The organism is Chlorobiota bacterium, from assembly GCA_016710285.1.
Classification (GTDB): Bacteria; Bacteroidota; Ignavibacteria; order OLB7; family OLB7; genus OLB7.
In genome coordinates this window covers 191,487-212,084 of sequence record JADJXR010000001.1, presented here as the reverse complement: position 1 = coordinate 212,084, position 20,598 = coordinate 191,487, and the positions used below count along the sequence as shown (strand labels likewise).

The window sequence follows — 20,598 nt, the reverse complement described above, 5'->3', positions numbered from 1 at the left end:
GCAATTCGTCCTCTTTTCTTTCAGCTTTGTTCACGCCGTTTTTGCAGGTATATCTACCATCCAGCGCAAAATTCGGCAGAGGGTGATGTCACGTCGGACATTTCGTGTCCGGTGTGGGAGGTGGGGTGAAAAAAATGGGAAGAAGGTTGTTGTCACCTTCTTCCCATTTCTTTCTGTTGAGCCTAAATGTCTGTTGTTAATCTCGGGTAATTGGGGTGGCTGCTGGTGGTGTGTGGTGGCGGGAAATGGAGGCTTGGCGGTCTTCGGGTAGGGTTATGCGATTCGAGAGGTCCATCGTTTCGATGCTCTCCTGGTTCTGAGGTGTTTCCTGGACGGAGGTTGCCAGCGGCATGGTGGTGAAGCTGCGTGCTGCGGAAAATGGCCCGCGCTTCCCGCCGTTCATGGCCCGCACTCTCCAGAAATATTCTTTTGATCCACGCTCTAAATTTCTGAAAATGGCCAAGGTGGAAACAACGGAATCCTTGAAGATCAGCGTCCCAAAATCAGGGTCGTTGGAAAGCTGAATTTCGTAGAGAATTGCTCCTTCAATGTTGCTCCACCGGACTTGCTGGGATGCTTTCACGTTCGTGGTGTCGTCGGCTGGGGTAAGCAGTTGCGGCGCGTTGGGGGTTGTGGTGTCGGTTCCGGTGCGGGCAATCGTCATAACGATTTTTTGTTGCGGAATTTCGGTGCCGCTTTTCACGGGCGATTTCACAATCGTGTCCACAACATCCATGCCGGTAAGCACTTGCCCATAAATGGAGTAACGTCCATCCAGCCACGGTGCGGCGGCCACGCAGATGAAGAATTGCGAGGTCGCGCTGTTCGGGTCGTCGGTGCGGGCTGCCGAAATAATGCCGCGCTGGTGCAGCAGCTTGCTGAACTCTGCCGGGACCGTTTGCTGGGATGGATCCCCTTCCCCCCATGTTGATTCATCGCCGTTGCGAGTGTTGGGGTCCCCGCCTTGGATCACAAACCCCGGAACAACGCGGTGGAACGCCGTGCCATCGAAAAACGCAATCCCAACTAAGCTATCGAAATTGGCCACGTGCTTGGGGGCGATGTCGGGAAACATCTCCAGCGTGATGCTCCCCAGCGGAACCCCGCCGCGAGTAACGGTGATGGTGTACAACGGCTTGCCAAGCTGCGCGGTGGCCGGGTGGCAAATGGCAAGAAACAGGGAAAGGAGTACGAAGCAGAACAGACGGTTCATTGCGTCCCCTACGATGGTAGTTGGAAGTTGAATATGGTATCGCACAGACCGAAGCAAAATAGGGCTTTGCTTCGGCGCGTTCCAGCAGGCAAACAACGTTCAGGTATCGGCAGGGTGACTGCATCAAAAAAGGCCAAGCCGAAATCCCATGTTGGCCGATAATCCATTGACGTCCTTTTCTTCAAGGTCCTGATAGTCAATGTTAAATGCCAGCCGATAGCTTGCCCCAACCACAAAGCGGAGGTATGGAGCAAGGTTCAGTTCAAGGTTGACCCCTGGCTCGACCACGGAGTAAACTTCGGAACCGAAGTTGTCGGGGCGCGGGGTTTTATCTTGGTCCCCTTCGGTGATGGTGTAATACAGTCCGCCGCCGCCAAGCATTGTTTCCACGGTAACGTGCAGCACATCGTTGGGGCGGAAAAAATACTCCAGGAACAATCCCAAGTAGGTCATCCGCAGCGTGAGGGCTTTTCCTTCGATCAGGAACGAGCTGTAGATCTGTGCCGGAACCAGCGCATACCCCCCAACCCCAATCCCAAACTGGTGGTCGGCAAGCCATTCCCCACGCCCGCCGATCATCATGCCCCAATCGCCGGCAATCTGGGTGAACTTCCCTGTGGGGGCCGCAAAAACCCCTTGCTCGATATCGCCAGAAAAGAGCGTTTGCGGCTGGGAGAATGCTGGCACGGCCGATAGCAGAAGCAGCAGAGCGGTGGAACGTAGGTTCAGCATTGATGCAGTGATATTCGGAAGAATGGTTGATTGCCGATGCGAGGCGGCTTGGATACGCCGTTGTGAAGGCCCCGGTATTCTATTGTTGCAAGCTATCGGCTATGCCAAGCGGCTGGCAGTATCTGTTGATCTCTTGCAATGGCTATCTTTGCCCCGCGCAAGCCTTCTTGCTGCTAAGCTAAGGCTTCCCATCTACACCAGCGATTGCTGGCATACCCACATTGGACGCTACTTCAAACTTACCATACTCTTTCAGGAGACCATACCATGCACATTGCACAGCGGATTTCGCGGTTAGGAACCGAGACAGCGTTTGAGGTTCTTCTTAAAGCCCGCAAGTTGGAGGCCGAAGGGCGCGACATCGTCCACCTTGAAATTGGCGAGCCAGATTTTGACACCCCGGCCAACATCATCGGCGCGGCCAAGAACGCGTTGGACAACGGCTTCACCCATTACGGCCCCTCCAGCGGTCTTCCCGAGGCGCGCCAAGCCGTGGCCGATTACATCCAACAAACCCGCCCAGGCGTTGCTTGCTCGCCGGATGAAATCGTGATAACCCCAGGGGCCAAACCGATCATGTTCTACGCCCTGATGGCCACCATTGACGAAGGGGATGAGGTGATCTATCCCAACCCAGGATTCCCCATCTATGAGTCGGTTATCAACTTTTTGGGAGCCAAGCCGGTTCCCCTTCCACTTCGTGAGGAGAAAGCGTTCCGCTTCGATCTTGCCGACCTTGAAGCGCGCATCACCCCACGCACTCGCATGGTGATTATCAACACGCCGCAAAATCCCACCGGCGGCATTTTAACCGCCGAAGACATTGAGGGGATTGCCGAAATGGCCGAGCGGAACAACCTGATCGTCTTCTCCGACGAAATCTACTCGCGCATCACCTACGATGGCTTCCAACACAAATCCATTCTAGAATTCCCGGGAATGAAAGAGCGGACGATTATGCTGGACGGGTTCAGCAAAACCTACGCGATGACCGGCTGGAGGCTTGGCTACGGAATGATGCCCGCAGGGATTGCCCAAGTGGTGAGCAAGCTGCAAACCAACTGCACCAGCTGCACCAGCAGCTTCACGCAAGTTGCCGGGGTGGAGGCGTTGCGCGGCCCGCAGGAGAGCGTGGACCTGTTTGTTGAGGAGTTCCGCCGCCGCCGCGACGTGATTGTTGACGGGCTGAACCAAATCCCAGGGTTCCGTTGCCACCGCCCGCAGGGGGCGTTCTACGTCTTCCCAAATATCGAGGGAACGGGCATGAGCTCGGCAAAAATGGCGAACCTGATGCTGTACGAAGCTGGCGTTGCCTGCCTAAGCGGCGCGGCGTTTGGCGCGCATGGCGAAGGGTTCCTGCGGTTCAGCTACGCCAACTCGGTGGAGAATATCCAGAAGGCGTTGGAGCGCATTGCCAACGTGATGGCAACCATGCCTCGCGAGTCGGTTGAAGGATAGTCGGAAGGCCAATCGTTGATCCATTGCCCGCCGTGGGGGCAGCAAATTCATGCTCCCACGGTGGCAGGTCATTACCCCGATGGAGGTCGGGATCGCTACCGAAGAGGTAGCCGCCCCGATTGAATCGGGGTCCATAAAAGGTCTTTAGCCTTCGGCGAGAAAGCAACGGAAGGCAAGGGTGTCCGCCAGTGTAGTATTGGCAGGCTAAAGACCTGCCTCTACCCCGACGGAGGTCGGAACTGCTACGGTAGAGGTAGCCGAAGGTCTTTAGCCTTCGGCGACTTGGCAGGCTAAAGACCTGCCGCTACCCCAACTGATGTCGGGGCCGCTACCGAAAACAGTAGAGCGAGTGAATCCAATCGTAGGCATTCCCCTGCACCGGAAGGCTGACGGTGGTTCCGGCGTATGGCGCGGTGAAGTAGCCGTTGCGGGGGTCCAGCACGTGCATGGTGCTGTCGGCTTCGTAGCCAACAATCATCACGGCGTAGTAGTAGCCAGGTTTGCGCAGCCAAGCCACCACGGGGCGGTGTTGGGCAATCTGCTCCCGCAGCGATTCCCACGAAAGTGGGGCCTGGCTTTGCTCAGAGTATAACCCTCCAAACCGGAGTATCGCCCGCTCAATCTGGTCCAGGGTTGCAAAATCGCCACACGCTTCAGGGTTCTTGCAGCAGTCGGATCCAAGATAATCTCCCGCGATCGTGCACGGGTCCACCTTCACCCCGCGATACCGAAGCACCGTTGCCGCAACGGTTGCCCAAAGCGCGTCGTGGTCCCCCATCGGCACCTGCTGAACGTCAAGAATCATGGAAGGCGGAGGCGGGGAAAACACCTGAATAGTGTCCACCATTTCATCGGCAACGCCATCGCTATTTTTGCACACCAACCGAACCACATACGTGCCAGTATCGGCATAGCGAACCGATGGGGTTGCCTCGGTTGAGGTGGTTCCGTTCCCGAAATCCCATTGATAGCTGGCCGCGGCATACGACTGGTTATTGAACTCCGTCAGCGAGTCCTTAAACGCACGGCATCCAACCCAAAACTGTGCTTCGGGGGTGGGGCTTTCGCTTCCGGTGATGCCGCAAGCAAGAAACGGGAGCGACACCCCCGAAGCCAGCAACGCCGCAAACCCTTGATAACGGTGGAATGCCCTTGCAAGAAACGGGCGCGTGGGAAATGGCCGTGGAAAAAATGACATTGTGGGAAAGGATAAAATTCTACAACGTTCCTGCCGCAACGAAAATAGGCTTTAACCACACATCGCAGATACCACCATGATAGCGCAACGAATATCCCACATCCTTCCGCTGGCATTGCTTGCCTTCAGCACGGCAATTGCCCAACCAGATGCCTTGCCAGATACCCCGCCAGATGCACGGCTCATCAACGCGCTGGCGTTGCCGAACGGGGCGTACATCATTTCGGCACCCCCCAGCTACTCCACCTCGTCCAGCACCGGCGAAGATGTGGTTGCGTGGTCGCCAGAGGCATTGCTGGATGGCACCACAACACGCGGATGGTGCAGCGCCAGCGACGCACCGCTTCCGTTGGAGTTCGTGGTGGAGTTATCGGAGCCGTACCGGATTGAGCAGCTGCGGTTCAACACCGAATGCCAGCAGGAGTATGAAGGAATCAGCGCGCGCGAAGTGACGGTGGAGTTCTCGCAGGAGTCGCCGGCATCGGGATACCGCACCGTTGGCACGTTTCTGCTGCGCCCGCAAAGCGACACAGCCATTCGGCTGCCAGCCCCGGCGGGCGCACGCTGGGTGCGGATCACGATCGAGTCGAACCACGGCAATCCTTCCTTTACCGAACTGATGGAGGTGGAGGCCCTGGGCCGGCCCACCAGTGCTGCGGTCCCCGCGATTGATATCACAGGGCGGTGGGAGACAAATTGGGGATGGGTGGACCTTCAGCAGGAGGGATCGAACGTTACCGGGCACTATGAGTACCGCAACGGCGTGATCCCGCAAGGGGGGATGGAGCGGCGGGTGGTATCCTTCCGCTGGGTGGAGGCCGAAGCAAATGCCGAGGGCCGGGCGGTGCTGGTGGTGAATGCCGAAGGGACCCGCCTGAACGGAATCTGGTGCCACGGCGATGACATCACCCGGTACGGTTTTTGGGTGTTCCGACGTTCGCCGAACAGCGTGGGGACCGGCGGGAACATCACCGAGGAACGGGCGGTGGAGGGGCTGAAACAGGAGCTTGAAAGCAAAGGCCGGGCGATTATTTATGGGATCAACTTTGCCAATAACTCCGCCGATATCCTTCCTGAATCGGAGGGGACGCTGCGGACAATCGGGCGGCTGCTGAAGGGCAATCCATCGCTCCATTTGCTGATCGAGGGCCACACCGACAACGTTGGAACCGAAGCCGACAACCAGCGGTTATCGCAACGCCGTGCCGAGAGCGTCCGCGCATACTTGATGGCCCGCCACAACATCCCCCCCGAACGCCTAACCGCCGAAGGCCGCGGCGAAGCCGAACCAATCGGCGACAACGCCTTCGAGCTTGGCCGCGCAGCAAACCGAAGGGTGGAGCTGAAGGAGCTGCGGAATGAATAGCCAACATTTGCCCCAGCATCACCCCGGTGGCACGGCAGCCCGAAAAAATCTGTGCAATCCTTCTACGGTTTCTGCTTCCGCTGTGCGATGGTCCAATCCAAACTGTACCGCCCCGGTCCCACAAAAAAATAGAGGAGCGCGACGCACAGATAAAGCAGCGCAAGCTCCCGCGATTTGAACGGATCGCTGGCGTGGCGGATAAACCCGGCAACGAACATCGTCCCGGCAATAAGCACGCTGCTGGTTCGCGTCCCCAGCCCGACGGCAAGAAGCAGTCCGCCAAAAAATTCGGAGAACCCGGCCATGGTGGCAAAGAATTCAGGAGCGGGGAATCCCATCTTCTCAATCCCCTGAACAAACTTTGTGCTGTCGCCAAACACCTTGTTGTAGCCGTGGGCAAACGCCAGCGCAAAGCCAGCAAACAGCCGTGGCACCAGCAGCCCAAGATCGCGGCTGTGGGGTCTGTTTAACCATTCAATCGCTTTCATACTTTCTCTGGTTGATCTCTGGTTGATAATGATTGCCGAAGGCTGAAGATAGGCCTTCGGCGGCGGCGAAGCTACCCCAGAATCGCTGGCCAACAAATGGAAACTCAACGGTGATGCAGTAATCATGCAATGATGGATAGAAGCGATGCCGTAGATTCCAACCCCAAACAGCAACGGCCACACCGGAACAACCAACATGAGCTTGGAAATTTGTGAGTATCAAACGCGGATCAACGCCCCGGTCCAGGAGGTGTTCAACTGGCACGAACGCCCCGGGGCATTGGCCCGGCTGATGCCGCCGTGGGAGCGCACCACAATCCTTTCCAACACCGGCGGAATTCGCGACGGTGCGCGTGTGGTGCTTCGCGTAAGGCCGTGGCTGGTTCCGCTGCGGTGGGTTATTCGGCATCAAGAGTATCAGCATGGCCGCCAGTTTTTGGATGTGCAAGAATCTGGACCGTTTGCCACGTATCAGCACCTCCATCTGTTCACCCCCGATGGTGGCGATTCCACGATTCTTACCGATCGACTGGAGTACACGCTCCCCCTGCAAATGCTTGGTGGGGCGATGGGGAAGGGGGGCGTTCGCCGCAAATTCGACCGCGCTTTTCGCTACCGCCACGCCCTGACGCAGCAGGACCTTGCCGAGCACCATCGCCACGCCCACAAACCGCGGCTGACGGTGCTGATCTCCGGCCCAAACGGACTGCTTGGAACTCAGCTTTCCGCATTCCTGACCACCGGAGGCCACAAGGTTCTTGGCCTGACGCGAGGCCGGTCGTCGGAGGCGATGGTCCATTGGAACCCGGCCACGGGGGAGATTGATGCCGCACGGTTGGAAGGGGTTGACGCGGTGGTGCATCTGGCGGGGGAACCGATTGCCGCGCTTTGGACCGGAAGCAAACGGAAGTCAGTGATGGAAAGCCGCGTGAAGGGGACGCAGCTGCTGGCCAGCGCCATTGCACGCTTGCGGGCAAAACCTGCGGTGATGATCTCCGCCTCCGCCGTTGGCTACTACGGCGACCGCGGCGCGGAATTACTGGATGAGTCGAAGGGGCCGGGTGATCTGTTTTTATCGGAGATTGGGAAGCAGTGGGAGTCCGCCGCCGACCCCGCCCGGCAAGCGGGGATTCGGGTGGTGCATCCGCGCATCGGGGTGGTGCTGACGCCAGCCGGCGGCGCGCTTGGACCGATGCTGATCCCGTTCCGGCTGGGACTTGGTGGGCCGATAGGGAAGGGGGAGCAGTTCTGGAGTTGGATCACGATTGACGACACCATCGGCGGAATCCACCATGCGATGATGAACGAAACAATCCACGGCCCGATGAACCTTGTTGCGCCAAACCCCGCCACCAACCGAGAGTTCTGCAAGACGCTGGCGGCGGTGCTTCGCCGCCCCTGCATCGTTGCCGCGCCGGCCGCCGTGCTGAAAACAGCGTTGGGCCAAATGGGGAAGGAGGTGTTGCTTGCAAGCCAGCGTGTGGTCCCCAGCGTGCTGCTGGAAACCGGCTACCGTTTCCGCCACCCACAGCTGCGAGAAGGGTTGGAGTTTGTGCTGGGGAGGGGGTAGCGGCTCCGATTTCATCAGAACAACAATCACCTAAAAAAACGGAGGGACGCAACGCTTGCGTCCCTCCGTTCTATTTCAGCGTTGAGTTTTGCTACTTGCGGGCTACTGCAACGAGTTCCCGTTGGTGCCAAGCGATGCGGTGGTGGCCACGCTGTTGAAGTCGTAGCGGCGGGCACCGATGAAGTGGCTGTTGTAGTAATCGGCTTCCAACGAGCTTACCGTCACGCCGTTGCGGCTGGATGCGTGGGCGAACATCCCGTTCCCCAAGTACATTCCCACGTGCGAGACATAGACCGCCGAGCGGGTGTTGAAGAAGACGAGGTCCCCGAACTGAAGGTCCGTGCGGTCCACCGGCAGCCCAACGCCCCATTGCATTGCGGCGGTGCGCGGCAGCTTGTAGTTCAGCGAGCGGTACATCATTCCGGTGAAGGCCGAGCAATCAATGCCGGTGCGGGTTACGCCACCGAACAGGTAGCGCGTTCCCAGCCAATCCACCAGCGTCTCCATCAGCGTCTGCTTGTCGGCCCCGTTGTACGTCACCAACGATTCGCCGCTTCCGTTCAGCGAAGCCATGTAGGTGGTGAACTCCTTGTAGAAGTAGTTGATGTCGTCGGGAATCTCCTCCAAATCTTCCTCATCCTCTTCGGAGATGCCGTCAGGGTCCTCCTGCTCGTCAAGCTCTGAATCTTGGTAGGCGGTGCCAGTAACGTACCGCAGGCCACTGCTCAGGTCCGTTTGGATTGGCTGCGCTGGTGCTTGCACCGGAACCGGAGCGGCTGCCTCGGGCGTTACCGGCATGGATACCAGTGCCGCAAGCTCCGGTACTTTTTCCATCAGCAGTTGGCTTGCAACGCGGCGGGTAACTTCTGGGTTCCCGCGCAGCGTGTAGGTGCGGCGGTGGTAGCGGCGCGATTTTTTGCCGTAGCGACCTCTCTTGCTTTTGGTGGCTTTGGCAATCTTCGCTGACTTCTTCCCCTTGCTAATTTTTGCCGCTGGTTTGCGTGCCTTTGCGTATGCCGCTGTGCCGTCGCCGGCAGCAGGCGCAAGGGCAAGCAGCATCGCCGCAAGCGAGGCAAGGATGGCAAGCCGTTGTAGGATTCTCGTCACGTGTCCTCCGTGATTTCGAGTGGATATTGAGTTTAGGACTGTTGTTTACGAACCGTTGTTAGAACCAGCCGATCCAGCGGATCAACCGTGTATCCCGCGATCCACGGCTGCGAAAGCCGCTGCAGGATGCTGTAGGAAAGGATAATCCAAGGCGCTTCATCAAGAATCAACCGCTCGGCCTTGGAGTACATGGCTGCACGCTGCTCCGTTGTTAGATGCGGGTCCAGCGCTTGCCGGTACAGTGAATCCACCATTGGATTCCTGAAGTGCGTTGTGTTCGGCCCCTGATGTTGGATAAACGGGCTGTAGAACAACGCCATGAAATTTTCGCCATCGGGATAATCGGCAATCCAGCTTGCCCGCCAGAACGGAACCTTTGCCGACTTGTACATCTCGCGAAGCTGCGCGAACTCCACTTGTTTGGTTGTCACCGTCACCCCAATCGCTTTCAGCTGCTCGATCACCACTTCGGCCACCGATGCGGTTCGCTCGTTTGTTCCGGTTTGCAGAAGGATCGGCGGAAGGTTCTTCCCCCCGGGAAATCCTGCCGAATCCAACATCCGCTTGGCCAACTCGCGGTCGTACCGGTAGCCCTGAACGCCGCTGAATCCTGGCGCGCCTGGCGGAATTGGCCCGTAGCTTCCGGCGGTTGCCTGCCCTTTCAGCACGTACTTGATAATCGCCTCGCGGTCAATGCCGTAGTTCAGTGCCAAGCGCAAGTAGCGGTTGCTGGCAAGCGGGCTGGCCTTTCCCCCTTCGCTGGCTGTGTCAAGCTGGAAGCCGTAGTACTCGGTTGAAAGTGCCGGAACCCGGAAGTAGCGGTACTGCTGGTAGCCCTCCTTCAGCCGCAGCCCGTCGTCCGAAAGGACCACATCCACACGGGTGGGGGCAATGCTGGAAACCATGTCAAGATTCCCCTGCTCGAACTCCACAAACTCCGTGTTGATATCCTTGATGAACGACACCTGCACCCCGTCAAGGTAGGGAAGCTGTTTCCCTTCGGCATCGCGCTCGAAGTAGTTCGGGTTCCGCTCCAGCGTCAGGAATTGATCCGGGTTCCATTCCTTCAATTTGAAGGGGCCGGAGCCAACCGGATGCCGGAAAAAATCCTCGCCATATTTCTCAACGGCCTCGTGCGGCACAACGTAGGCGTAGGGGATCGAGAGGAGCGTCAGGAATGGAGCAAAGGGCTGCGTCAGCTCAATCTCCATTGTGGAATCGTCCATCACCCGAATGCCTTCGATGTGGGCCGGGCGTTTCCCGGGTTCGGCATCAATAAACGCTGCCGCGCCGTTGACTTTGTCGCGGAAGACCCAGGTCCCGGTGGATTTCGATTCCGGCGAGCAAACCCGCTCGAAGCTGTAGCGAACATCCTGGGCCGTCACGCGGCGGCCTTTTCCATCGGGGAAGCAAGGGTCGTCGGCAAAGCGTGCATCGGTCCGAAGGTGGAAGGTCCAACGCAGGCCGTCGGGGCTGACGCTCCAGCTTTTTGCAAGCTGCGGAACCGGGCGAAGCGCGGTGTCGAGCGTTACCAAGCCGGAGAAAATTTGCGCGCCAATCCATCCGCTTGCGCGTGCGCCAATCCGTGCCGGGTCCAGTGCCGTTAGCCCATCTTGCTCGTTATAGTAGAAAACGTTTCCGCTGCGCCGAGTCTCACCGCCGCAGCCCCCCACCCCAGCCGAAATGGCCAGCGCAGCAAGCAGAAGCAATGTCAAAGAGCGGTTGAGTTTCAAAAGCATTCAGAGGAGAAAAAGTCTTCGGTAAAAATTTCTCGGGGTTATCGGCAGCGCGGCGTTTAGTGCTTCTGGAGCCAGACCGCTTTGAAGTCGCGGCGGTCCATCGGGTTGCTGCTGTAGTTCTGGACCCACGGCTGGACAAGGCGGTAGTCCAAATCATGGTAGATCAGGATCATCGGCGCGTCATCCATCGCCAGCTGCTCGGCTTGGGCATACAGGGCCATCCGTTGCGCGTCGTCCTGGGTGCCCAGCGCAATGGCGAACAGCGAGTCGAACGTTGGGTTTGCGTAGCGTGTGGAGTTGATGGGCGAAGCACCGCTGGCGGGGATATTCTTCCCGTAGAAAAGGTTCAGGAAATTTTCTGGGTCGGGATAATCGGCAATCCAGCCAAGCCGCCAGAAGGGGGCTTTTCCGGTTTCCAACAGTTCCTGGTGTTGCGGCCATTCCAGAATCTGCATCGTCACGTTGATCCCCAGCCCTTTGTTCAGCATCTCGGTCATTGCCTCGGCAACTTCTTGGTTGCGCCCGCCGCCGCTGTTCAGGTTCAGCGTCATGGCGGGGAAGCCTTGCCCGTTCGGGTAGCCGGCTTCGGCCATCAAGGCTTTTGCTTTCCCAAGATCGTAATCGTAGCCTTTGATTGAGTTGGCGGAATATCCAGGCATGGAACCCGGCACCAAGCCGTGGATCGCCGGGCCGGCCGCTTGGCCTTGCAGCACGAACTGGATGATCTTCTTCCGGTCAATCGCCATGTTGAAAGCCTGGCGCACCCGCTTGTCGTTGAACGGGGCGGCAGTGGTGTTGAATCCGTAGAATTGGGTGGAGAGGGCCGGAACCCGATGGATGCGGAACTTCGCATACTCCGGCGTTGGCTGGCCGGTGGCCGCGTCAATAATCTGCCCGAAAAACTCGCTGGGAATCCGGTACGATTCTTCCAAATTCCCGGACGTGAATTCATTGATCTGCTGCTTCTCATCCTTCAAGAAGCTGAGCCGGAAGCCATCAAGGTAGGGGAGTTTGTTCCCGGCGGCATCGGTTCCCCAGTAGTTGGGGTTTTTCTTCAAGGTGAGTTCCTGGCCCGGGCTCCATTTCTCAAAAACGAAGGGGCAGTTCCCACGGGGTTGCGGAAGAAATCTTTGCCATATTTCTCAACGGCTTCCTTCGGATAGATGTAGCAGAAGCCAAGTGCGGGATAGTATTTGAACGCCGCGAACGGATTCAGAAGGTCAATGGCGAAGGTGTGGCTGTCCACCACACGGAAGCCGCTTACGCCTCCTTCCGGAGCGTTCCCTTTCAGGGTTGCTTCGTAGTATTCGGTTGCCCCTTTGACCTTGCCCCGGAAGTAGCTGTCGCCGAAGGTTCCGGTGCGTGCGTCAAGGATGCGGTCGAAGATGAATTTCACATCGTTGGCGTTCAGCTCGCGCCCTTTTCCGCCGGGGAAGCAGGGGTTATCATGGAACATCACCCCTTTGCGGAGGTGGTAGGTGTAGGTTAGCCCGTCGGGGCTAACTTCCCAGCGTTCGGCAAGCTCCGGCTGCAGGGTCAGGTTGCTGTCGAAATCCACCAGCATATCGTAGATCTGGTGGGCGACGTGGTGCGATGGCGCATCGTTCATTTTCACCGGGTCCAGCGTCCGAATTTCTTGCACTTCGTTCATGCGGAAGATGCCCCCAAAGGTGATCTCACCATTCTGCAGGGTCGAATCGGACTTGGCCCCCGGCGTATCGTCGGAGCCACAGGAAACGAGGCTACAGGCAAGAACGGTAAGGAAAGCGTAGCGTAGAAAAAGCCGCATAAAGAAAGAAAAACGGGATTTCGTCCAGATTTGGACGATTACCCAGGCGTTGGTTCGATGCTGTGAGACGTTCGGTTGGAGTGTGAAAAACCAGCACAACAGGAGTGCCACTTCTTCACGGCAGTGCAAAGATGGGGTTTCCAGCAGGGGATGGCAACTTAATTTTTTGTCATTTTTCTACGGAATACGGCTTGGGGCAATGGAGGCTGGGGTGGCAGCAGAGTGCTGCAAGCCATCTATAGTTGTTGCGGAGGGATGAAAAATCTGGGAGATGGGCTATGCCGAGCGTGCAAAAAAGCCGGATGAACACCGCTGCAACCCAGCCTTGCACGCATCGTGTACGGCATGATCGTGATGCCAACCCACAAACCATGAGCTTGTATGAAACCCAATAATTCACTACCGCAAAGCCGCCCCGGCGACTTCCTTCCACGGCTTGGTGCTGGGGTGTTGCTGCTGATTGGCGTGCTGATTGCCGGCATGGAGCTTGTCCATTTCATTGCCCGCAGTGGCGGCCCTTTTGCGCTGATGTTCAACGGCTTGGTTGGCGTGGGGTTTGCCGTCTGCGGAATCTTCTGGCTTCGCTACATCACTGCCCTTGAGCAGACCCGCAGAAGATTGTACGTGGAGAAGGAAGTGCTAAGCGCCGCTGCCCGTTCCGGTGGGATTGCCACCCTTGCCCAAATCGCGCTCGATTCCCCAATCACAATCGGCGAGGCGCAAGGGGCAATCGAGGAACTGTGCCGCCACGGCGTAGCGCATCCGGAACTGACCGACGACGGAACGGTGGTCTATCGCTTCCACGGCTTGCTTCCCGGGAGAAAACTTCCTGGCGGATGATAACCTCAACCTTTTTTCCGTGTTCATTGTGCCATGCCCATTCTGTTCAAGCATCCTCCATTTCACCCTTTCCAAAGATTATTGCTTTGGACCGGAATCCTGATAGTGGCCTTGCTGGCAATCCCCGGGCCAGCGGCTTCGCAATCGCTGCTGACGCTTGGCGATGTTGACACGGCGGCGTTCCCAAATCTAACCGCCCCGTTCTTCCTTACCGATAGCGCCGGCACCCCACTTTCCGGAGTGGCTGCCACCGATATCACCCTTACCGAGAACGGCGAACCCCGCACGGTTACTGCCATTGACTGCCCGCCACGGATTCCCCCGCGTGATCTCTCTTCAGTCCTTGCCATTGATGTCTCCGGCTCGATGACCTACGGCGCACCTGGGATTGCGATTGCCCGCTCGGCAGCGGAGGCCTGGGTTGAGCTTCTTCCGCTTGGAGCCTCCGAGTGTGCCATCACCAGCTTCGACCAAAACGCCTATCTCAACCAAGATTTCACCACAGCGCGGTGGAAACTTCTGGAAGCGATTGACCAGCTGCGCCCGCAAGGGGGGACCAGCTACGACACCGCGCTGCTGGCCACTCCGCTTGGCGCGTTGAACATTGCTGCGCGTGGCCAACATCGCCGCGTGGTGGTGCTGCTGACCGACGGGCAATCGGACGTTGATGAGGCGATGGTGATTGCCCGCGCAAACGCTGTTGGAGCCAGCATCTACTGCGTGACGATTGGCCTTGATGCCCCCGACCCGCTGAAACGGATCGCCGCCCAGACCGGAGGCCTTTGTATCCAAAACGTCAACAGCCAGGACCAGGCGCGCGCGGCGTATCGGCTGATACTTGGCCATGCTCGATTCGGTGGGGTCTGCACGATTCGCTGGCGAAGCGGCCCGGCGTGCGACCGCCAGCGGAACCTGCAAGTTTCCGTCCCCAAGCTGAACGCCAGCGGGGGGGCTTTCTACCGCGCCCCTGCAACCGCGATTATCCGCGCCGTGGCGATTCCAACGGGGATTTTGTTCCCGCCAATCCCGCCGGGGCAATTCCGCGACACCACCATCGAGCTTGTGGCTGGGGATGCCCCAATCACTGTCTCCGATATTGCAATTGGAGACCCACGATTCAGCGTGGTCAGCGGCGGGGCACCGCCAAGTTTCACCATCCCCGCTGGCCAGCGGAGAACCATCACCCTTCGCTACCGGCCCACCGATTCGCTGCAAACCTTCGCCTCCGTTCGGGTGGATGCAACGCCGTGCGGGGGGACCTCCATTTTCCTGAGTGCTGGTTTCCCCGGGCGCAATCCTGCCCAGCCCTCCATTCGCGTGGTGCTCCCCAATGGAGGTGAGAAATTGGTGGTGAATGATTCTGTGGTTTTGGAATGGGAAGGGGTGCTGCCGGACCAAAGGGTGCGATTGGAGTTCAGCACCGATGCCGGTGCAACGTGGAATCGGATCACCGACAGCGGCCTGGGTCTTCGCCACGGCTGGCGCGTTCCCGATGCGCCGTCGGACCGGTGCTTGCTCCGTGCCACGGCCCTAAGCCGCGACACCGTGGTGGCCTTGCTGGGGCATCAACGGGCGGTTGTGCGTGCGGTGTTCAGCCCCAACGGAGAGCGTGCGGCAACCGCTGGTTTGGACAGCACGGTTCGGGTGTGGGATAGCTACACCGGGGCCGAGTTGATGCGGTTGCAGCATCCGGCTCCGGTTCGCTCCGTTGCGTTCAGCCCCAATGGCGCGTTGCTTCTCAGCACCGCCACCGACGGAAAGGGGCGGTTGTGGAATGCCAGCTCTGGCCAACTGATTCGCGAACTCTTCGTTCCTGCCCGGCCCTTCGGCGACGGCACGTTTGCCGGCTTCAGCCCCGATGGCGCGCTTGCCGTCACCAGCGGGATTGGCGCCAAGCCGGACCACGATGCAGAAGTGTGGGATGTGGCCACCGGCGCGTTGATTCGCACACTTGCCGGGCACACCAACTACGTCACCCACGCCGCGTTCAGCCCCGATGGTGGGCGCATTGCAACATCGGGGGGATACGACCGGACGGTGCGCGTTTGGGATCGCTTCACCGGTGCCGAAATTCTTCGCATCGGCGGCTTCACCGCCATTGTCCACACGGTGGAGTGGAGCCCCGATGGAACAACCCTGATCACCGCCAGCACAAACGTGCAGACGTGGGATGCCGCCACCGGCGCAGCGTTGGGGCAGTTCGCCGAGGGGGGCTTCTCGGCCAGTAGCAATCCCGCCGGAACGCAGGTCGCCATCAGCACTTTTGGGCCGGCTGCCAACGGCGGATACATCACCTTGTGGGACCAAGCAACGCGGCAGTTGGTGGGGGCATTTGGGGAGCCAGGAGTGCTTTCGTTGGGGTCTGGTTTTAATCAGAACGGCTACCGAATCATCAGCGCGGACCAGGATAGCGTGGCCCGCATCTGGAACATCGCCCCCGAGCCGGTCCAAAGCGACCAGTCCGATAACCTGTGGAGCATCGTCCGCGCCGCGCCGCTGCTTCCGGCCATTGATCTGGGAACAGTCACCGTTGGAAGCCGCCGCGATTCGGTGCTGACGGCGTGGCTGTGCAACCGTTCGTCGGCAACCATCCGGGTGGATTCCATCACCCTTGCTGGCGGGGATGTTGCGGAGTTCGCCGTCGTCTCGGTGCGGCTTCCGCTGACCTTGCTGCCCGGGGAGTGCCAGCAGATTGAGTTCCGGTTTGCGCCCCAAGCTGTTGGGAATCGGGGGGCCGGCGTTCAGATACTTGGCAACTTCGGAAGTGCCAGCTCGCAGCTTCGCGGCCAGGGGGTTCTTCCAGCGTTGAGCGTGAATGGCGGCCTTGTTGATTTCGGAAAAATTCGTTTGGGAACCAGCCGCGATTCCGTTGCCACCGTGACGCTCTCCAACTCCACCCCGACCCCAGTTCGGCTCACCTCAGTCCTGCTTCTGGGTCCCGACACTCGCCAGTTTCAGGCGTTGGACTCGGCGGCTTCGCCCACTCTTTCCCCCGGGCAATCGTACTCCATTCCTCTTCGCTTCAGTCCGGTGCTGCTTGGGCTAACCAACGCGCAGGTTCGGGTGTTGTATTCGGCGGCGGCAGCGGGGGGGGAAGATTCTGGTGTGGTGATAATTCCGTTAGTTGGCGAAGGGATTTGCGCCGATGTTGCCGCCACCGCCACGGTCACGCTTCCCGACACCATCAGGGTGAAGGCCGGGGAAATTTCCACTTTCCCAATCGTGCTGCGGAATGCCAGCAATTTGGTGGAGTCTGGCGTGCGCGGGTTCACAATCACGCTCCGTTGCAACGCTTCGGTGTTGCTTCCGCTCGATTCCGGTGTTACAAGCGTGGTTGCCAACGGCCAGCGGATCATCACGGTGCGGGGCCTCTGGAGCGGCGGAAGCGACACGTTGTTCCTGCTGAACATGGTTGCGGGGCTTGGCGATTCCGAGTGGTCAGGGCTGGCGATTGACTCCCTGCAATGGGATATCGAGTGCCCGGTGCAGATGGGCTTCCAAAATGGGGAAGTGCAGCTTCTGGACCTTTGCAACAGCGGTGGCGTTACCCGCTTGTTCAATCCCGATGCGCAGCTGGTGCTGCGCCCGGTGTTCCCGAACCCCGCCGGGGACCAGACCACCATCGAGTTCAGCTTGGCCGAGCCTGGGCGAACTGCCTTGACGATCTGGAGCAGTGCATCGGCGCAACAAGCCAAAACCATTTTCGATCGGCCAATGCACGCGGGTCGCCATGTTGTCGTCATCCCAACGGAAGATTTGCCAGCGGGCATCTATTTCTACAAGCTGGAAACCCCAACCGCGCAATTGACACGTAAATTCGTGGTGAAACGGTAGCCCTCAGGAAGGAGGGAGCTTGGAATCGCGGGGAAAGAATGCCGTCCCAGAAGCAAGGCACAACCGTTCTTTCGATAACTTTTCATCACCGTCGCGCCGCACGCAAGGGGGGAGCGACGGAATTACAGGCCAACGCCTACGTCCACACTTATGGGTAAACATACATTCGTCATCGCAGCGTTGCTGGTGGCTGTTCTGGCAGCGTCGGCGCACGATGCCAGCGCGCAGCAATTCGGCAAAAACAAGCTGCAATACCGGGCCTTTACTTGGAAGTACATCCAGACTGATCATTTCGATATCTACTACTACGACGATGCCGGATTAAATCTGGCAAAATTCACCGCCAACGTCAGCGAGCACGCGCTGGCGGAAATTCAGGAGCATTGGCGGTATCGCATCAATGCCCGCGTGGCCATTATCCTCTACAACTCCAAAAATGATTTCCAGCAGACCAACGTAATCAGCGAATATCTCCCCGAAGGAGTGGGTGGGGTTACGGAATTGTTCAAAAACCGGGTGGTGGTCCCTTTTGAAGGGGATTGGGAGAAATTCCGCCACGTGATCCACCATGAGCTTGTTCACGCGGTTCTGAACGACAAGTTTTATGGCGGCTCAATCCAGGATATTATCAGCAACAGAATCCAATTCATGCTCCCAATTTGGATGAACGAAGGCTTGGCCGAGTTCGAGTCGCAAGGGGGGTATGATATCGAAACGGATATGTTTATCCGCGATGCCGTCATCGGCAATTATCTGCCCGATTTGCAGGAGCTTAACGGATATTTTGCCTACCGTGGCGGCCAGACCTTTTATTGGTATGTGGAGAAAAATTATGGTCGCGAAAAAATTGCGGAACTGCTGAACAACTGCAAATCAACCGGCAATCTTGATGAAGCCTTTCGCAGAGCATTTGGCAAGAGTCTGGAAGAATTTAACGAGCAGTGGAAGCACGATTTGAAAAAGCAATATTGGCCCGACATCGCCGACCGCAAACGCCCGGTTGATTTTGCCAACAAGCTAACAAACCACAAAAAAGAAGAATCATTTTTCAACACCTCACCCTCCATTTCTCCCGATGGCCGCCGGTTTGCTTTTATCAGCGACCGCGACGGCTTCCGCTCGGTTTATGTTGCCGATATTGATAAGCCGGAAAAAGCGGAGCAAGTGTTTGAGGGGGAGAATGATGTGAATTTCGAGGAACTGCATCTTCTCACTCCATCCATCGCTTGGTCGCCCGACAGCCGCAGCATCTCACTTTCGGTGAAATCACGCGGGAAGGATGCAATTTTCATTTTCGACCTAAAAACCGGCGATGACCGAAAAATAGAGTTCGATATGGACGCTATCTACTCGGTGGCTTGGTCGCCCGATGGCCAGCATCTGGCGTTCCAGGGGATTAAAGGGGATCAGTCGGATATCTACGTTTATACCCTGAAGTCGCGTGATTTAATCAACATCACCGATGATATTTACAGCGACCATGATCCGCAATGGAGCCACGATAATCGCACCATTTATTTTATCAGCGACCGGCGCGATAATCCAGTTGGAACAACAAACCGCCGCAACACGCTGATCTGGAATTACAATTATCATTCCAGCGACATCTACTCCATCCAGATTGACGGGCGGAACCTGATGCAGATAACCAACACACCGACCATCACGGAAAAATCACCAACGCCTGGCAGCGGTGGGAACTTGCTGTATATCTCCGATCAAAACGGCATTAATAATATTTACCTGCGCGACTCCAGCGGAGCCACCCGCGTCCTAACCAATTCAATTTCTGGAATTGACCAGCTTGCAATTTCCGGCGATGATTCAAAATTGGTTTTTAATGCTTGGAATGACGACGGCTATGATATTTTTCTGCTGCGTCTTCCCTTTTCCCTTCGCTATGAAACCGACACCTTGCCGCAAACAAAATTTTTGAGCGAGGCTCCGGTGGCTTCCACAAATTCCAGCGCGGCATCGGATACTCTTTCTCCGGAAAGCTCCGTCACTCCGGTAACGCCGGTTGATGGATATGGCTCGGTAAGCATTGACCCCAGCGATGCGGTTGCCTCGCTTCCTCCGTCATCGTCGGCATCGGGCGTTCCGGTAGCGTTCAGCACCACAGTGGATAGCCGCGTGGATTCTGGGGATTTTACCAGCAAGGATTATAAGGTGAAATTCAGCTCCGATGTGGTGCAAGCCACCGGAACCTACGACCCATTTTACGGCGCGCAAGGGATGCTGCAGATGCTGTTCAGCGATGTGCTGGGCGACCACCAGATTTACGCCGCAACCAACCTGCAAATGGATCTGAAAAACAGCGACTTTGTGGTGAATTATCTCTATCTCCCCAACCGGATGGATTACGGCGTTGGAATTTTCCAGAACTCAACGTTCGGTTATTTGCCCGGCGTTGATGCCAACTACTACCTTACCCGTTTCCGCCAGCTTGGTTTGCAAAGCCAGGCCGCATATCCGTTCGACCGATTTACCCGGTTGGATATGGGAATTTCTTTATCCTACATTGGGCGCGAAGCAATGGAGCCTGGGGACCCGCAGCCCGATGAGGGAAAACTTATGTTTATCCCATCGTTTGGTTATGTGTTCGATAATTCTTCCCCCTGGTTTTTTGCCCCGAATAAAGGTTCGCGGTATAACATCACCGCACAGGGAAGCCCGAAATTGGGGAATGCTGGCGTTGGGTTCTATTCGTTGCTGGGGGATTTCCGCCACTACATCCCGTTCGATCGTGATGGATTTGCCAGCTTGGCACTCCGCTTTGCTGGCGGAGCAAGTTTTGGACCGAATCCGCAAAAATTCTTTTTGGGCGGGCAGGAAGGGTGGTTGAATTATGAATTCAGCAGCCGAGGAACGTTTGAAAATCCAGAAGATTTCTTCTTCTTCACCCCCGGCTATCCGATGCGCGGATTTAATTTCAGCGAGGCAGTGGGAAGCAAGTACGGGCTGGCAAATGCCGAGCTTCGATTCCCGTTGCTGCAAGCGTTGGTTGGCGGGGCAGTTCCGCTTTACCTGCAAGGGAATATTTTTGCCGATATCGGTGCTGCGTGGAATTCCAGCCTGAACCTTACCCAGCAAGATGCCTCGGGAAATACCATCACCGATGATCTGCTGATTGGCACAGGATTCGGCTTCCGAACATATCTGTTCGGCCTTCCTGCACGGCTGGATGTTGCGTGGAGTTATACGTTGGAGTCTTGGAGCCCGCCAAAATATTATCTGTCGCTTGGCTACGACTTCTAATAATTC

The 20,598-nt window shown here is 57.6% G+C and carries 14 protein-coding genes; 6 read left to right on the top strand and 8 right to left on the bottom strand.

Translation table 11 applies throughout. The annotated features are described in order from the left end of the window. Nucleotides 1–196: 196 nt before the first annotated feature. Nucleotides 197–1,213, bottom strand: a complete 1,017-nt coding sequence (locus tag IPM61_00665) for a peptidylprolyl isomerase (protein MBK8909819.1) — start codon at nt 1,211–1,213, stop codon at nt 197–199. A 123-nt stretch (nt 1,214–1,336) separates the two neighbouring features. Continuing rightward, complete coding sequence (locus IPM61_00660; GenBank protein MBK8909818.1) at nt 1,337–1,945, bottom strand: hypothetical protein; 609 nt, start codon at nt 1,943–1,945, stop codon at nt 1,337–1,339. A 267-nt stretch (nt 1,946–2,212) separates the two neighbouring features. On the opposite strand from IPM61_00660, the gene IPM61_00655 reads away from it, so the two are divergent. Next, complete coding sequence (locus IPM61_00655) at nt 2,213–3,403, top strand: pyridoxal phosphate-dependent aminotransferase (protein ID MBK8909817.1); 1,191 nt, start codon at nt 2,213–2,215, stop codon at nt 3,401–3,403. Nucleotides 3,404–3,731: 328 nt separating this feature from the next. On the opposite strand, the gene IPM61_00650 is transcribed toward IPM61_00655, so the two are convergent. Beyond that, a complete protein-coding gene (locus tag IPM61_00650) occupies nt 3,732–4,601 on the bottom strand; it encodes a PKD domain-containing protein (protein MBK8909816.1) in 870 nt (289 codons plus the stop codon). Nucleotides 4,602–4,677: 76 nt separating this feature from the next. Between IPM61_00650 and IPM61_00645 the strand changes: the two genes are divergently transcribed. Beyond that, entirely contained in the window at nt 4,678–5,967 is a 1,290-nt protein-coding gene (locus IPM61_00645; GenBank protein MBK8909815.1) for an OmpA family protein, read from the top strand. A 62-nt stretch (nt 5,968–6,029) separates the two neighbouring features. Here IPM61_00645 and IPM61_00640 read toward each other — a convergent pair whose 3' ends face one another. Then, the gene (locus IPM61_00640; protein MBK8909814.1) at nt 6,030–6,455 is read right to left on the bottom strand and encodes a DoxX family protein; all 426 of its coding nucleotides are present in this window, start codon (nt 6,453–6,455) and stop codon (nt 6,030–6,032) included. A 196-nt stretch (nt 6,456–6,651) separates the two neighbouring features. Here IPM61_00640 and IPM61_00635 point away from each other — a divergent pair, with 196 nt between their 5' ends. Beyond that, entirely contained in the window at nt 6,652–8,025 is a 1,374-nt protein-coding gene (locus IPM61_00635; protein MBK8909813.1) for a TIGR01777 family protein, read from the top strand. Nucleotides 8,026–8,127: 102 nt separating this feature from the next. Here the strand turns inward: IPM61_00635 and IPM61_00630 are convergent, their stop codons facing one another. From IPM61_00630 to IPM61_00615, 4 genes are all read right to left on the bottom strand, one after another. Beyond that, on the bottom strand, nt 8,128–9,132 hold the full coding sequence (locus IPM61_00630) for a C40 family peptidase (GenBank protein ID MBK8909812.1): 1,005 nt from the start codon (nt 9,130–9,132) through the stop codon (nt 8,128–8,130). A 32-nt stretch (nt 9,133–9,164) separates the two neighbouring features. Then, entirely contained in the window at nt 9,165–10,847 is a 1,683-nt protein-coding gene (locus IPM61_00625; GenBank protein MBK8909811.1) for an ABC transporter substrate-binding protein, read from the bottom strand. Nucleotides 10,848–10,927: 80 nt separating this feature from the next. Beyond that, a complete protein-coding gene (locus tag IPM61_00620) occupies nt 10,928–12,010 on the bottom strand; it encodes an ABC transporter substrate-binding protein (GenBank protein MBK8909810.1) in 1,083 nt (360 codons plus the stop codon). Next, nucleotides 11,926–12,660, bottom strand: a complete 735-nt coding sequence (locus IPM61_00615) for an ABC transporter substrate-binding protein (protein ID MBK8909809.1) — start codon at nt 12,658–12,660, stop codon at nt 11,926–11,928. Before IPM61_00615 ends, IPM61_00620 begins: the two co-directional genes overlap by 85 nt. A gap of 381 nt (nt 12,661–13,041) precedes the next feature. Between IPM61_00615 and IPM61_00610 the strand changes: the two genes are divergently transcribed. From IPM61_00610 to IPM61_00600, 3 genes are all read left to right on the top strand, one after another. Further along, the gene (locus tag IPM61_00610; protein MBK8909808.1) at nt 13,042–13,500 is read left to right on the top strand and encodes a hypothetical protein; all 459 of its coding nucleotides are present in this window, start codon (nt 13,042–13,044) and stop codon (nt 13,498–13,500) included. 33 nt (nt 13,501–13,533) lie between these two features. Continuing rightward, the gene (locus IPM61_00605; GenBank protein MBK8909807.1) at nt 13,534–17,334 is read left to right on the top strand and encodes a choice-of-anchor D domain-containing protein; all 3,801 of its coding nucleotides are present in this window, start codon (nt 13,534–13,536) and stop codon (nt 17,332–17,334) included. 150 nt (nt 17,335–17,484) lie between these two features. Then, a complete protein-coding gene (locus IPM61_00600; GenBank protein ID MBK8909806.1) occupies nt 17,485–20,592 on the top strand; it encodes a PD40 domain-containing protein in 3,108 nt (1,035 codons plus the stop codon). Nucleotides 20,593–20,598: the final 6 nt, after the last annotated feature.